Source organism: Pseudomonas sp. B6(2017) (assembly GCF_002112765.1).
In the GTDB taxonomy this organism is placed as follows: Bacteria; Pseudomonadota; Gammaproteobacteria; order Pseudomonadales; family Pseudomonadaceae; genus Aquipseudomonas; species Aquipseudomonas piscis.
Genome location: NZ_NEIQ01000001.1, coordinates 265,280 through 278,750 on the forward strand (window position 1 = coordinate 265,280; position 13,471 = coordinate 278,750).

The following is a 13,471-nucleotide window of genomic DNA, read 5'->3' on the forward strand; positions in this document are numbered from 1 at the left end:
GCTGACAGGGCGGTTGCCTAGGGGGCAGGCCGCTGTCAGCGCTGGTCGGTCAGGCTGGCGATGCGGTTTTTCTTCATCTGGGCCGGGGCGAAATGGCAGGTGAAGGTGCTGCCATGGCCCAGCACGCTGCTGATCTCCAGGCGGGCGCGGTGGCGCAGCAGCACATGCTTGACGATGGCCAGGCCCAGGCCGGTGCCACCGGTATTGGAGTTGCGGCTGGAGTCGACCCGGTAGAAGCGTTCGGTCAGGCGCGGCAGGTGCTTGCTGTCGATGCCGATCCCGGAATCCTGCACGCTCAGGTGCGCACCCTGTTCGTCGCCCCACCAGCGGATGCGGATGTTGCCTTCGGCCGGGGTGTACTTCACAGCGTTGAACACCAGGTTGGAGAAAGCGCTGCGCAGTTCGGCCTCGCTGCCCTTGAGCAGTACCGAGGCATCGGCTTCCAGGGTGATGTGCTGGTTGCGTTCGCCGGACAACGCCTGGGCATCGCTCTTGATCGATTGCAGCAGCGTGTCGATGGGCACCGGATGGTTGTCCGAGGGGTAGTCGGTGGCCTCCAGCTTGGCCAGCAGCAGCAGGTCGTTGAGCAGGGTCTGCATGCGCCCGCCTTGCTGCTGCATCTGCTGCAGGGCGCGGCTCCAGCGCGGGTTCACCTCGTCGACGTTGTCCAGCAGGGTCTCCAGATAGCCGCAGATCACCGTCAGCGGCGTGCGCAGCTCGTGGGACACGTTGGCGATGAAGTCCTTGCGCATCTGCTCCAGCTGGTGGATGCGGGTGACGTCGCGCACCAGCATCAGGTGCTCGTTGTTGCCGTAGCGGGTGATGTACAGCTGGATGCGCACGCGGTCGTTGGCCGGGGAGGGGATCTCCAGCGGCTCGGCGTAGTTGTCCTGCTCGAAGTATTCCTTGAAGCGTGGATGACGCACCAGGTTGGTCACCGGCTGGCCGCTGTCCTGGGGCGTCTTGAGGCCCAGCAGGGTCTCGGCGGCACGGTTCCACCATTCCAGGTTGCCGTCGCTGTCGAGCATGATCACCGCATCCTTGAGCGCCGCGGTGGACTCCTGGACGCGGTCGATCACCGCTTGCAGGCGCCCACGGACCCGCTGGTCGCGGCGTTGCAGGTGGTAGATGCTGTCGAACACCTCGCCCCACAGGCCATAGCCGTCGGGTGGTGCTTCGTCGGGCTGGTGCAGGCGCAGCCATTCGTGCAGGCGCAACAGCTGCTTGAGGGTCCAGGCCAGGTAGATCCCCAGGCCGGCGGCCAGGCTCCAGCCGTAGTAGCCGCTGAGCAGCCCCACCAGCAGGCAGCCGGTGAGCAACAGCAACATGTGGCGAATCAGGGTGCCATGCCAGTTTTGATTCACAATCGGTCCTTCGGACGGTGAAAAGTTTCAAGCTGCAAGCTGCAAATCAAAGCAGACGGGTTCCTACTTGCCGCTTGTAGCTGGCAGCTTGCAACTGCTTTCAACCTTTGGTTGAAAACCGATACCCGGTGCCGCGCACGGTTTGTACCAGATTTTCGTAGGCATCCCCCAGTGCCTTGCGCAGCCGGCGGATATGCACGTCCACGGTGCGCTCCTCGACGTACACATTGCCGCCCCAGACTTGGTCCAGCAGTTGGCCACGGGTGTAGGCGCGCTCCTGATGGGTCATGAAGAACTGCAGCAGGCGGTATTCGGTGGGGCCCATTTCCGCCGGCTTGCCGTCGATGGTCACCCGGTGGCTGATGGGGTCCAGCAGCAAGCCGCCGACTTCGATGGGAGCCTCGCCGTCGGACGGGCCGGCGCGGCGCAGCACGGCCTTGAGCCGGGCCACCAGCTCGCGGGGGGAGAACGGCTTGGTGATGTAGTCGTCGGCACCGACCTCCAGGCCCTGGATCTTGTTGTCCTCTTCGCCCTTGGCGGTGAGCATGATGATCGGGATGTCGCCGGTCAGCTCGTCACGCTTGAGGCGGCGCGCCAGCTCGATGCCCGAGGTTCCCGGGAGCATCCAGTCCAGCAGGATCAGGTCCGGCTTGCGGTCGACGATGATGGCATGCGCCTGCTGGGAGTTCTCTGCCTCCATGCAGTCATAGCCGGCCATTTCCAACGCAACGGCGATCATCTCGCGAATGGGCGCTTCGTCGTCAACGATCAGAATGCTTCTGCCAACCATGCTTGAACCTCTTGTCATTCAACTGTCTTGCGCCGCATTAGATAACGGAATTATTGCAGTCGTGTGACAGTATTTCAGGTCGCGGGGCGTGGCGCAGCTTCCTCGACTAAGCTTGGGGTCCGATTCCTGACAACCACAAAAGAAGGTTTCCATGACTCTGTTCAAGCAATCCCTGAAAGTCCTGCTGGTGGGTGCCGCCCTGGCCCTGCCGACCCTGGCCCTGGCCGCCGAGCCGGCGATGAGCAAGGACGGCATGCTGGTGGATCACAAGGGCATGACCCTCTACACCTTCGCCAAGGATGCCGATGGCAAGTCCATGTGCAACGACAAGTGCGCCGCCAACTGGCCGCCGCTGATGGCCGAGGCCGGCGACAAGGCCGAAGGCAAGTGGACGGTGATCAAGCGCGACGACGGCAAGATGCAGTGGGCCTATGACGGCAAGCCGCTGTATGGCTTCGTGATGGACAAGAAGGCCGGCGACATGACCGGCGAAGGCAAGATGGACGGCGCCTGGAAGGTCGCCAAGCAGTAATCCCACCTGTGGCGGCTACAGGTCCTGTAGCCGCTGCTGAACCCGCCAAGCTGCGCAAAAGGCCCGTGGGGCCTTGCCTGGCGCTCCCGGCGAACCTCTGGCGGCCTCTCAAGTGCGCTGTGTCCCTCCAGGCCCAGGTCCGAACGCGGCACGAGCCTTCGACAGCGGCTATACGGCCCTAGCGCAGGGCGTAGTCCAGGACCACGCCGATGAAGATTGCCATGCCCGCCCAGTGGTTGTGCAGGAAGGCCTTGAAGCATTTCATCCGGTCGCGATCCCGGGTGTACCAGAACTCCCAGGCGAAGCACGCCGCCGCCACTACCAGGCCCAGATGGAACCAGCCCCCCAGGTCGAACCGCGCGCCCGCCAGCAGCAGGCAGGCCAGGGACAGGCCCTGCAGGGTAAGGATGATCACCCGATCGGCCTCGGCGAACAGGATCGCCGTGGATTTCACGCCGATCTTCAGGTCGTCGTCGCGGTCGGTCATGGCGTAGTAGGTGTCGTAGCCCACCGTCCACAGCAGGTTGGCGATGTACAGCAGCCACGCCGTAGCCGGCAGTTGGCCGTCCTGGGCGGTGAACGTCATCAGGATGCCCCAGGAGTAAGCCGCCCCCAGCACCACCTGCGGGTAATAGGTGTAGCGCTTCATGAAGGGGTAGCAGGCGGCCAGGGCCAGGGCGCCGAACGACAACCAGACGGTGGTGGCGTTGGTGCACAGCACCAGCAGGAAGGCCGTACCCATGAGCACCGCGAACAACACCAGGGCCTCCTTGGCGCTGACCTTGCCGGTGGCCAGCGGACGCTGGTCGGTGCGCTTGACCTGGCCGTCGACCTTGCGGTCGGCGAAGTCGTTGATCGCGCAACCGCCGGCCCGGGTCAGGACCACGCCGAGGCCGAAGATCAGCACATGGCCCAGGGATGGCGCGCCCTTGGCCGCGATCCACAGGGCGCTGAGGGTCGGCCACAGCAGCAGGTAGATGCCGATGGGCTTGTCCATGCGGGTCAGTTGCAGGAAATCCCAGGTCCGCGGGTGCAGGCGGTTCAGGGACTGGAGCAGGCGCAAGTACATCAGCAAGCCTCCGATTGGGTCTCTATGGCGTGCCACAGCCCGGGCAGGAAGACCTCGGCCACCAATAGGCTAAGAGGCCCGCGATCGAAGCGCGAGCGCCGGCCCCACAGGTCGCTGGCAGCGACCTGGGCGGGCAACCACGGCTGGGGATAGCGGCAGACTTCGATGGGCTGGCGAGTGAAGGCTTCGTCGCAGAACAGCAACTCGCCCAGGGACCGGCTACCCAGTTCGTCGATGTTCAGCCCGCCGTCTTCGAGGGCACTGCGGGCGGCCACGCTGCGGGCGAATACCCAGGCCTCGCCATGCCCGCGCAAGTACACCTCGCGGACCCAGCCCTGGCTGTGCTCGGGCAGGCCCAGGGCGGCGCACTCGTCGCTGCGCAAGGTTTGCCATTGTTCCACCAGCGGCGTGACGCTGAAGCCATTGTTGGACAGGCGGGTCAGGCGTCGGGTCAGCGATCCTTCGTCGAACAGCCAGTTGGCGACCAGTGCGCCGGGAACAGGGGACAGACGGCTTTGCACCAGCCAGGTCGGGGCCGGCGCGGGGGGCATTGAGTGCGGCACGGTGGTTCGTTATTGGCAGCAAATGAGGCGGCGAGCTTAGCACGGCCACCGGTGGTTTTGATTGACCGGGGACGCCAGGCGGCACGAACGTGCTTGCATCTGCCGGTAGCGACCAGTAAAAAACCCCAGTGCCGGAAGCTGATCAGCGTGGGGACCTTCCAGAGTCGACCCATCGACCGCCCCGCCGGCAAAGCCTGAATGCTCGAGGATATGCATCGATGAAGAAGTGGCAGTGTGTGGTCTGTGGCTTGATCTACAACGAAGCGGAAGGTTGGCCGGACGACGGTATCGCGCCGGGCACCCGTTGGGAGGACGTGCCTGAAGACTGGCTCTGCCCGGATTGTGGCGTGAGCAAGACCGACTTCGAAATGATCGAGATCGCTTGATCGACTTTTGCAGACAATGACCAATAACAAGGAGCAGGGAATGAGCGCACCGGTAGTGATCGTAGGGACGGGCCTGGCGGGGTACAACCTGGCCCGGGAATTTCGCAAGCTCGACGGCGACACGCCGCTGCTGCTGATCACCGCCGATGACGGTCGTTCCTACTCCAAGCCGATGCTCTCCACCGGCTTCGGCAAGAACAAGGACGCCGATGGCCTGAGCATGGCCGAGCCCGGTGCCATGGCCGAGCAGCTCAAGGCCGAGGTACGTACCCATACCCGGATCAGCGGCATCGACCCGGGCCACAAGCGCCTGTGGATCGGCGAGGAAGCGGTGGTCTATCGCGACCTGGTCCTGGCCTGGGGCGCCGAGACCGTGCGGGTGCCGGTGCAGGGCGATGCATCGGACCTGATCTTCCCGATCAACGACCTGGAAGACTATGCGCGCTTTCGGGCCGCCGCAGCCGGCAAGCGCCGGGTGCTGCTGCTGGGAGCCGGCCTGATCGGCTGCGAGTTCGCCAACGACCTGATCCTCGGTGGCTACGAGGTGGACCTGGTGGCGCCTTGCGAGCAGATCATGCCGACCCTGTTGCCTGCGGCGGCAGCGGCGGCGGTCCAGGCCGGCCTGGAAAGCCTGGGCGCGCGCTTCCACCTGGGCCCGGTGCTCAACCGCCTGCAACGCAATGCCGACGGCCTGGAGGCCCATCTGTCCGATGGCCAGGTGATCATCTGCGACCTGGTGGTCTCGGCCATCGGCCTGCGCCCGCGCATCGACCTGGCCGCCGCTGCCGGGCTGATGGTCAATCGCGGCGTCGTGGTGGACCGCGAGCTCAAGACGTCCCACTCCAATATCTACGCCCTGGGCGACTGCGCCGAGGTCGATGGCCTGAACCTGCTGTATGTGCTGCCGCTGATGAGCTGCGCCCGGGCCCTGGCGCAGACCCTGGCCGGCAACCCGACTGCGGTCAGCTATGGCCCGATGCCGATCACCGTCAAGACCCCGGTCTGCCCGCTGGTGGTGTCGCCGCCGCCACGGGGCATGGAAGGCGTCTGGACCGCCGAAGGGCAGGGCGCCGACGTTCGGGCCCTGTGCCGCGACGCCAGTGGCCAGCTGCTGGGCTACGCCCTGACCGGGGCCGCGGTGATGGAAAAACTGGCCCTGAACAAGGAGCTTCCGGCGCTGCTGGCCTGAATACCGGTCGTTCTGTCGGAATAACCGGGTTTTTGCCTTCACAAAGCTCGCCCGGAGACTGGCGCCACTCTCCAGCGCGTGCCATCCTCACTCCCGTCTGCCGCAGTGTAGAGCCTGCGGCGCCTTGGGCGCTGTTCCCGTGAACAGCACGGACATAACAACAAAAAACCGTCAAAGAGGCTTCACACTATGCGTAAACCAGAACTCGCCGCAGCCATTGCTGAAAAAGCAGACCTGACCAAAGAGCAAGCCAACCGCGTGCTCAACGCCATCCTCGAGGAAATCACCGGGGCCCTGCATCGCAAGGACAGCGTCACCCTGGTCGGTTTTGGCACCTTCCTGCAACGTCATCGTGGCGCCCGTACCGGCAAGAACCCGCAGACCGGCGAGCCGGTGAAGATCAAGGCCAGCAACACCGTGGCATTCAAGCCTGGCAAATCGCTGAAAGACAGCGTCAATCCATAAGCATTGAGTGCTCTCCCGCCAGCGGGGGCGCACAGGGGGAAATAGGCACGCCGAGCGCATCGGGTGCCTATTTTTTTTGCCTGCCGCAAACCAAAGGCTTGGCTTGCGAAGGCCTGTGGGCGTGGCTAGGATGCCCGCCTGTTTGCGTCGCGACCCAAGGCCAAGGATGACCCGCTCGATCAACAACTCCCCGCTATCGACCGACTTGCTGCGCCGTCTGTTCGTCCCGGCCTGCGTCGCCGGTTTCCTGGCCCTGGGCCTGCCGTCGGCTCTGGCCGGCAATCAGCCGCGCCTGGAACAGATTGGCTATCGCGAGGCCCTCAGCTGGTTCCACAGCCAGAAGTACGACGACACCGGCTCCTGGATCTGCGGTTACTCCCTGGCTCGCGAAGACTACAGCGTGGCGCCCAAGGCCCCGCGCTTGTTGGTGGAGGTGGCGCAGCGTTTTCTCTACCTCAAGACCGGCGGCCAGTTGCTGGAGCTCACGGGCGCGGTGCAAAGCCCGGAGCGTAGCGAGTACCAGAATCTGGGCGCGGGTATCCGGATCACCCTGGACATTCTCAAGCGCAACAATTTCAGCGAGTACCAGGAGTCCCACGATCGCCAGGTGCTGGCACGCATCGAAATCAACGATCAGGTCCAGACCCTGACCCTCAAGGGGCAATCGTGCGGCACCTGAACCTGGCCGGCCTTGGCCTGCTGATCGCTTGCAGCGTTTTTTCCGTCCGGGCCGATGAGTCGGCTCCGGGCCAGGGCTGCTACGGCTACCTCACCGAGATGGTGCGTAGCAGTGATTATCCCTACCGTGACTTCACCACCCCGGACAAGCTCAAGCTGCTGGTCGATCGGGATGATGGCCAGCAGTTGAGCCTGCAGCTGTTCTATGAAACCTCCGGTAGCGGGATCATCGGCTGGGTCCGTTATGACGTGGCGCGACAAGCCTTGTGGAACGTCACCATCGATCCCGAGGAACCTCGAGCCCTGACGTTCGATCGGCGCTTGGCCAAGGCCTATGCATCCTGCCTGGATGCGCGCTGAGCCCTGGCCGTGCATCAGCACGGACGATGCTGTGTTAGTTCAAAGTTGCCGACGGGTTCCTTGATTGTTACCGGGCATTGCTTGAAGATTTGCCGCAGAACGACCCTCCCTTTTCAGCATGGAACGCCAGCCCTTGTCCTCTTACCGTCTCCAAGAAGCCGATCTCGACATTCCTGACTCCTGGCAGGACCAGAGCATCAACATCTTCAAGCTGCCCGCGGTCGGCGGTGCCCAGGAAGCCAGTTTCGTCATCAGCCGCGACCCGAGCCAGGGCGACGCCTCCTTCAGCGACTACGTAGCCCGGCAACTGAGCAGCGCCGAGCAGCAACTGCCAGGCTTCAGCCTGATCAAGCGCTGGGACTTCGACATGCACGGCCACGCCGCCGTGTTGCTGGACTACAGCTGGAAGCGCGAAGGCCGCGAGCTGATGTTGCGCCAGGTGTTCGTCGAACGTAAGCCGGCGGTACTGATCACCACCCTGACCACCACGGTCAACGACCTGCCCCATCACGAGCCAGCCTGGAAGCAGGCCATGCAGAGCCTCAAGCCGCAGCCGTCGGTGGCCTGACTGCAAAGGTTGCGGAGTACGCGCTGAATAGCCTGGTAGCCACGCTCCCGCGGAGGGAGTCGGCCAGGCTCCAGTGAGTGGCCAGCGAGGCCTTGACCGGCGCCAGAGCTCTTGAGTTCGACTTGAATGGGACGATCTTCAGCTTCCAGGGAGCAATATGAAGTTCAGCGCTCTGTTCGTCAGCCGTGAGGAGCTGTTCTCGATGGGCGTCGAAGAAATTTCCGGTCAGTACTACCTCTCCTTCCCGGTCAGCAGCGGCGTGGTCGATTACGAGGAGTACTACACCATCGACCGGGCGACTTTCGAGTTGTTCGAGAGGGATATGCAGGCCGCGCTGGAGTTCGTCACCCGCGCCCGGAAGCAGGAGCTGGACCAGTTGCTGATCATCAAACCGGGCAAGAGGCGCGGTACGGCGATCTGACCCGGCCAGCCTCGATCTTCAGGCATTGTTCCGATAGGGCACGAAGCGCCGTTCGGCACTGTAGAGGCCCAGGCCCTTGTCGCCCTTGAAGCCGCTATCGATCAGTCGATCGGCCAGGCCCGAGCTGAGCAGCAGGTCTCCAGACTGCGCCTCCCTGGCGATCTGGCCCATATCGGGCACCGCATCGAGAAACCAGGTCTGCTTGAAGTAGATGATGTTGCCGTCATCGTCGCGCTCGGCTTCGGAGCGTCCGTGGTCGATGGCATTGACGGCCCTGGAGGCATTGACGATATAGAACGGCTCGCTGATCTGCTGGCCGTCGGCAGTGATGCTGCGCGGTTGGAGCAGTTCGATGTCGCTGCCCGCATGCTCGCGCAGAAAGTCCGCCAGTCGTGCGGATACCAGGGGCACGCTCCCCAGCAGCCACAGGCAGTCCAGCGCCAGCAGTTTCTTCACCGTGCACTGGAAGAACAGTGGTGGTTTGTCCATCGCTGCCGGATACGGCTCGCCTTCCAGCAGGGCCAGGTAGTCGAAGTCGGAACCGGAAGTCTCATATGAGCCGCTGTCGGCGTCATAGGAGCCAATCAGTTTCTCGTTGTAGTGGATCGGGGCTTTCCAGCTCAGGATCATCTCGTTGTCCCTAGTCGTAATAGGCGCCCGGCCGGGCGTTCTTGTTCAGTTGTCGATCGCCCGAGCGCAACAACTTGCGCTCATCGGCGACGATCTTGTCCAGGGCCTTGCGGTACTGCTCCTGGGTCCATTTGTTCTTCTTGCCGAGTTTTTGTGCCTGGGTCATTTTCGTCGCCAGGTTTTCGCTGACTCGGCTTGCATGGCGGCCCTGGTGGATCGACCTTTTCTTGTAGGTCAAGGCGGCCTTGTTGTTCGGCAGGAAGATCTTATTCTGCCGGCTCTGCAGATCGTAGCCAGCCAGCTTAAGCAATGGATGGTTCTTCGTGCTGGGGTGCTTGTCGCTGAGGATATGGTGGTCCTGGAAGCCTTGCTTCTTGAGCGCCTTGATCTTCCTGTTGATCGACGCGGTGCAGCTCCAGCCCAGCGGGTCGATCCAGCCGAAGGGATTGGGAGCATAGAGGTAGAGGTTCAGGCCACCATCCAGGCCAATCGGGTCCGGTGTGGTAAAGCGCCCTACGTCCGGGTCATAGAAGCGGAAGGTGTTGTAGTGCAGGCCGATCTCACGGTCCAGGTATTGTCCCTGGAAGCGCAGGTTCTGCTCTTCGATGTAGTAGGGCTCACGTGCTTCTTCCCAGGTGTTGCCCCAGATCCGGTAGCTGGCCTTCCAGACGTTATGGCCGTCGACCTCGGTCAACTGCTCGGGCAACCCGCTGAAGTCGTTATGGTAATACCGGACTTTCTGCGCGGCACCTTGGCCATCGACCCGGGCCAGGGGCTCGTCACTGTCGGGGGCGTAGATGTAGAGGCTGTCCAGGCGGCTGCTGCGCTCCTGCAACAGCTGCATGCCATCCCAGGTGAAGTGGGTCTGCTCCAGGAGCTGGCCCTGGCTGTCGTAGAGGCTCTTGGCAACGCGCCGGCCGAACGGGTCGTAGCTCATGCGCACCAGTGTCTGGCCTGCGGCGCCCTGGTTGCGCACTTCCACCAGGCGATGCTCGGCATCGTAGGTGAAGAGCTGCAGGCCCCGGCTGGTGCTGCGTTTTTCGATCATCCGGCCGAAACCGTCGTAGCGATAGCGTTTGTCCTGGTAGGTCAGCAGCTTGTTGTGACGCACCAGCCCGCCGGATGGCCGCGACGGATCGAGCAAATTGGCCGCCGCGTCGTAGCCGAAGGTTTCGTCCTGACCGTTGGCGCGGTTCTGGCTGGCGATGATCAGGCCGCTGGCATCGTAGTGCAGCAATTGCCTGTCTTGCCCGTGGGGCTGGCGCTTCATCCGCCCGATCAGGTTGTCGCCAGGGTCGAACTCGAAATGCTTGTGCAACTCCAGCGCTGGATTGCCCTGAGCCTGGGTCGGGTGTTGCAGGCGTGCGCGCAGGCGACCCCCGCGATCATATTCGCTGCGCGTGCTGATTCGGCCCTGGGTGCGCAGCACCTCGCGATGCAGACGGTCGCGCTCGAAGTCGCTGATGACCTGGCCGTCGAGGTTGATCTGGTGCAAGTGACCACTGCCGTAATACAGGCGATTGAGCCAGCGGCCATCCGGTAGTTGGGTGCGAGTGAGGTTGCCCAGCTCGTCGTATTGGTAATGCAGGTTACCGCTGGGGTTGTGTTCTGCGAGCAATTGGCCGATGGCATCGTAGGCGAACGCCAGTTTCTGTTGCTGGCCGGCCTTGTCGGTGAATGTCACCTCGGTCAGCTGGTCCAGGACGTCGTAGCCATAGAGCGTTTGGCCGTCGCTGGTGATCTTGCCGACCAGGCGGCCAATCGCGTCACGCTGTAGCTCATGCACGATGGGGTCTATCGCCGTGGATTCTGCGCTTGGGGGTGCGGGAACGAATTCCAGCCGGGCAACCTGGTCCAGGCGGTCGTAGACGAAGCGGCGGGCGCTGCCGTCCAGATCCTGCTGTTGCACCAGGCGGTCACCGGCATCCCAGGTGAAGCGGTAGCTTTCGCCGTTTTCATTGGTCAGTGCCAGCAGGCGGCCAAAGACATCGTACTCCAAGCGTACCTGCCGCCTCAGTGGGTCGATACGCAGTTGTAGCTGGCCCCGGTGGTCGTACTGGTAGGCGGTGCTCTGGCCTGCCGGGTCGGTGTATTGGGTCAGCAGGCCGCTGGCGTCGTACTGGTAGCGTTCGCTGCGTCCGTCAGGCAACTGGTTCTGCAGCAGGTTGCCCTGGACATCGTGCTCGAAGACTTGGCGCTCGCCGAGCGCGTTGGTGATGACTTGCAGATAGCCCTGACGGTCATAGCTGAAGCTGGTCGGGTAGCCGGAGCAGTCCACATGCCTGAGCAACTGGCCCTGGTCGTTCCAGGCCAGGGTCTTGCTCTTGCCGCTGGCATCGATGATTTCCAGGACCTGGCCGCGCCCGTCATGGTGATAGCGGGTGCTGTGTCCCAACGGGTCGGTTTCACGAATGCAGTTGCCACGCTCATCGTATTGATAGGTCCAGGTATTGCCCGCGGCGTCGGTCTGCGCCAGCGGCAATGCCCAGTGCTCCAGCCAGAGGGTCGACTCGGTCCGCCCCAGGGGGTCGACACTGCGGCAGAGGTTGCCGGCCTCGTCGTACTGGTACTGGTACTGCCCGCCCTGCGGGTCGGTGGCGCCAAGCAACTGGCGTTCCTCGTTCCACTGGAAATGCCAGGCCTGTCCCAGGTTGTCCTGGTACTCGGTGATCTGCTGTTGTCGGTTCCAGCGGCGCAGGCTCTGGCGCTGCAGGTTGTCGGTCACCCGCGTGAGCCCTGCCTGCAAGTCGTATTCGTAGCGAAACTCCTCGCCAGCGTCGGTGGAGTGGCGCACCACCCGCCATTCGCGCTCGTCGATGCAGGCCCACTCGTAGAAGCAGCGCAGGCCGGTAGGCAGTCGGTGCTCGATCATGCGCCGACCGCTGTCATAGGCGAAGCGTCGCTGCACCTGCTGGCTGATGTCCTGAACTTGCGCCAGGTCACCGCGATCGTCATAGGCATAGCTGGCCAGCAACTGGCGCTGCCGGTCGGGATAAAGGCGCTCGATGCGTGCCACCCGGGCCGGCCACTGAGTGCTGTAGACCAGCTCGGCCTGGACCTGGTCGAAGGTGTCGCGCAGGCGCTCAAGGCGCCCGCTGGTGTCGTAGTCCAGGTAAATACGGTTGTGGTTGCGATCGCCCAGCTGGTTCAAGCGCAGCCGCTGTGGGTTGGCCGGACTGGGCTCGAACAGGCGGTACAGCCCATCTTCGCTTTCGATCAGCAGGCGCCCATCGGGATTGCGCCGTACGCTGAGCCCTTCGCCATCACTGAACACCGCCGAGCCCAGGGGAATCGAGCCCATGTCGATGCGCCGTCCCTGCTCATCGGTATAGACCAGTCGCTCGCCGCCCAGGGGATGTGCTTGCAGCTCGACGCAGACTTCGTAGCGCACGCTCCAGCCCGCGCCGAACAAGCCGTCACGACGCTCGTCACGGCTGTTGTAGACACGCTGCCAGTCGATGGGCAGGACGCCGGGCAGCGCGAAGTCCAGGTCGTCGTCATCGCCCAGTACCTTGGCCCCGGTGGCCGCATGCACCGGATTGGTCGAGCTGACGATAGCCTGGGTCAGGGCGCTGGTGGCCTGGCTGACCACGAAGGAGTTGACCCCCGACATCAGCATGCACGGCAGGTTGCTCCAGAACTTGCCCTTGCCGCCCTTGAGCATCATCAGCACGGTCAGCGCCAGGCCGATGCCCGGAGTCTTGCCGCTGCGGATCTCGCGCACCACCACCGAGCCGCCACCGATGGTCACGTCGGGGGAGATGGGGCCGGCCGATACCACCTTGGCGTCACAGGTGCTGCGATCGCCACTGCGTACCGCCGGCTGGCCGTTGATGCTGACCTTCTCCGAGCCTTCGGCCAGGTACTGCGGTGGCATGGGCGGGTGCTTGGTGCAGGTGATCAGGTCCTGGTCCCTGGGCTCGGAGCCGGGAGCAGGGGTGGCCACGGTGGGCCGCCACATCTGCGAGAAAAACTCCTTGGCCATGTCGATGAAGCCTGGTTCTTCCTCCGGGGTCGCCGATGGGCTGTCGGTGCTTTCGCCTTCCTCGGCGCCGTCACCGCTGATCCGGGTCGGTGGCGCGATCCCGGCGGCCCGGGCCGCGGGGATGTTGTTGATCTTGGTGTCGTCGGAGCCGCTGGCGATGTTGGCCTGGATCGAGGGCGGGAACAGCGCGTTACCTATGTCCTCGCATAAACTGCTCAGGCCCTTATCGGCGCCGGTCTTGCTCATGGCCACGCCGACCACCACGCTGACCACCAGCCCCAGGACGCAGGCGCCGAGGCCGCCGGTGGCCAGGCTGACGCCTACCGCCGCGGCCACGGCCATGGTGGCCAGAGTGCCGATGGCGATGGTAGCGGCTGCCTCCAGTACGCCGCCGAGGATGTCGGCCATCATCGAGGTGTGTTCCAGCCCGTCGCCCAGGCGGGCGGCCCAGAGTGCATCAGACATGCGCGA

14 protein-coding genes are annotated in these 13,471 nt (G+C 63.9%); 8 read left to right on the forward strand and 6 right to left on the reverse strand.

Annotation, left to right across the window (positions count from 1 at the left end; translation table 11 throughout):
- Positions 1–35 precede the first annotated feature (35 nt).
- Entirely contained in the window at positions 36–1,328 is a 1,293-nt protein-coding gene (gene phoR / locus CAG11_RS01295) for a phosphate regulon sensor histidine kinase PhoR (RefSeq protein ID WP_219738353.1), read from the reverse strand.
- Positions 1,329–1,464: 136 nt separating this feature from the next.
- Positions 1,465–2,154 carry a phosphate regulon transcriptional regulator PhoB gene (gene phoB / locus CAG11_RS01300; protein ID WP_022641884.1) on the reverse strand — a complete coding sequence of 230 codons (690 nt, stop codon included), beginning with the start codon at positions 2,152–2,154 and terminating at the stop codon, positions 1,465–1,467.
- Positions 2,155–2,305: 151 nt separating this feature from the next.
- Here phoB and CAG11_RS01305 point away from each other — a divergent pair, with 151 nt between their 5' ends.
- Positions 2,306–2,686 carry a hypothetical protein gene (locus CAG11_RS01305; protein ID WP_085594157.1) on the forward strand — a complete coding sequence of 127 codons (381 nt, stop codon included), beginning with the start codon at positions 2,306–2,308 and terminating at the stop codon, positions 2,684–2,686.
- Between the two features lie 178 nt (positions 2,687–2,864).
- On the opposite strand, the gene ubiA is transcribed toward CAG11_RS01305, so the two are convergent.
- Positions 2,865–3,755 (reverse strand): 4-hydroxybenzoate octaprenyltransferase, encoded by an 891-nt coding sequence (gene ubiA / locus CAG11_RS01310; RefSeq protein ID WP_053133571.1) that lies wholly within the window; start codon positions 3,753–3,755, stop codon positions 2,865–2,867.
- Entirely contained in the window at positions 3,755–4,318 is a 564-nt protein-coding gene (locus tag CAG11_RS01315) for a chorismate lyase (RefSeq protein ID WP_031320717.1), read from the reverse strand. Before CAG11_RS01315 ends, ubiA begins: the two co-directional genes overlap by 1 nt.
- 218 nt (positions 4,319–4,536) lie before the next feature.
- Between CAG11_RS01315 and CAG11_RS01320 the strand changes: the two genes are divergently transcribed.
- The 7 genes from CAG11_RS01320 to CAG11_RS01350 all read left to right on the forward strand — a co-directional run bounded on the left by CAG11_RS01320 (position 4,537) and on the right by CAG11_RS01350 (position 8,385).
- Entirely contained in the window at positions 4,537–4,704 is a 168-nt protein-coding gene (locus CAG11_RS01320) for a rubredoxin (RefSeq protein WP_022641880.1), read from the forward strand.
- A gap of 40 nt (positions 4,705–4,744) precedes the next feature.
- A complete protein-coding gene (locus tag CAG11_RS01325) occupies positions 4,745–5,893 on the forward strand; it encodes an FAD-dependent oxidoreductase (protein WP_085594159.1) in 1,149 nt (382 codons plus the stop codon).
- Between the two features lie 189 nt (positions 5,894–6,082).
- On the forward strand, positions 6,083–6,358 hold the full coding sequence (locus tag CAG11_RS01330) for an HU family DNA-binding protein (protein ID WP_011064269.1): 276 nt from the start codon (positions 6,083–6,085) through the stop codon (positions 6,356–6,358).
- Positions 6,359–6,524: 166 nt separating this feature from the next.
- Positions 6,525–7,037 carry a hypothetical protein gene (locus tag CAG11_RS01335; protein WP_085594161.1) on the forward strand — a complete coding sequence of 171 codons (513 nt, stop codon included), beginning with the start codon at positions 6,525–6,527 and terminating at the stop codon, positions 7,035–7,037.
- On the forward strand, positions 7,025–7,396 hold the full coding sequence (locus CAG11_RS01340) for a hypothetical protein (RefSeq protein ID WP_085594163.1): 372 nt from the start codon (positions 7,025–7,027) through the stop codon (positions 7,394–7,396). Before CAG11_RS01335 ends, CAG11_RS01340 begins: the two co-directional genes overlap by 13 nt.
- Positions 7,397–7,529: 133 nt before the next feature.
- Entirely contained in the window at positions 7,530–7,964 is a 435-nt protein-coding gene (locus tag CAG11_RS01345) for a DcrB-related protein (protein ID WP_053134095.1), read from the forward strand.
- 157 nt (positions 7,965–8,121) lie between these two features.
- On the forward strand, positions 8,122–8,385 hold the full coding sequence (locus tag CAG11_RS01350; RefSeq protein WP_053133580.1) for a hypothetical protein: 264 nt from the start codon (positions 8,122–8,124) through the stop codon (positions 8,383–8,385).
- A gap of 18 nt (positions 8,386–8,403) precedes the next feature.
- On the opposite strand, the gene CAG11_RS01355 is transcribed toward CAG11_RS01350, so the two are convergent.
- Both CAG11_RS01355 and CAG11_RS01360 read right to left on the reverse strand, forming a co-directional pair.
- Complete coding sequence (locus tag CAG11_RS01355; protein WP_085594165.1) at positions 8,404–9,015, reverse strand: imm11 family protein; 612 nt, start codon at positions 9,013–9,015, stop codon at positions 8,404–8,406.
- Between the two features lie 10 nt (positions 9,016–9,025).
- Positions 9,026–13,465 (reverse strand): RHS repeat-associated core domain-containing protein, encoded by a 4,440-nt coding sequence (locus tag CAG11_RS01360; RefSeq protein WP_085594167.1) that lies wholly within the window; start codon positions 13,463–13,465, stop codon positions 9,026–9,028.
- Positions 13,466–13,471 lie beyond the last annotated feature (6 nt).

Excerpts from the sequence above, each read along its gene's own strand:
- CAG11_RS01320 (WP_022641880.1), top strand. The coding sequence starts at position 4,537 with ATGAAGAAGTGGCAGTGTGTGGTCTGTGGCTTGATCTACAACGAAGCG.
- CAG11_RS01305 (WP_085594157.1), top strand. The coding sequence starts at position 2,306 with ATGACTCTGTTCAAGCAATCCCTGAAAGTCCTGCTGGTGGGTGCCGCC.
- phoB (WP_022641884.1), bottom strand. The coding sequence starts at position 2,154 with ATGGTTGGCAGAAGCATTCTGATCGTTGACGACGAAGCGCCCATTCGC.
- CAG11_RS01355 (WP_085594165.1), bottom strand. The coding sequence starts at position 9,015 with ATGATCCTGAGCTGGAAAGCCCCGATCCACTACAACGAGAAACTGATT.
- CAG11_RS01325 (WP_085594159.1), top strand. The coding sequence starts at position 4,745 with ATGAGCGCACCGGTAGTGATCGTAGGGACGGGCCTGGCGGGGTACAAC.
- CAG11_RS01350 (WP_053133580.1), top strand. The coding sequence starts at position 8,122 with ATGAAGTTCAGCGCTCTGTTCGTCAGCCGTGAGGAGCTGTTCTCGATG.
- CAG11_RS01335 (WP_085594161.1), top strand. The coding sequence starts at position 6,525 with ATGACCCGCTCGATCAACAACTCCCCGCTATCGACCGACTTGCTGCGC.
- ubiA (WP_053133571.1), bottom strand. The coding sequence starts at position 3,755 with ATGTACTTGCGCCTGCTCCAGTCCCTGAACCGCCTGCACCCGCGGACC.
- CAG11_RS01360 (WP_085594167.1), bottom strand. The coding sequence starts at position 13,465 with ATGTCTGATGCACTCTGGGCCGCCCGCCTGGGCGACGGGCTGGAACAC.
- CAG11_RS01330 (WP_011064269.1), top strand. The coding sequence starts at position 6,083 with ATGCGTAAACCAGAACTCGCCGCAGCCATTGCTGAAAAAGCAGACCTG.
- phoR (WP_219738353.1), bottom strand. The coding sequence starts at position 1,328 with ATGTTGCTGTTGCTCACCGGCTGCCTGCTGGTGGGGCTGCTCAGCGGC.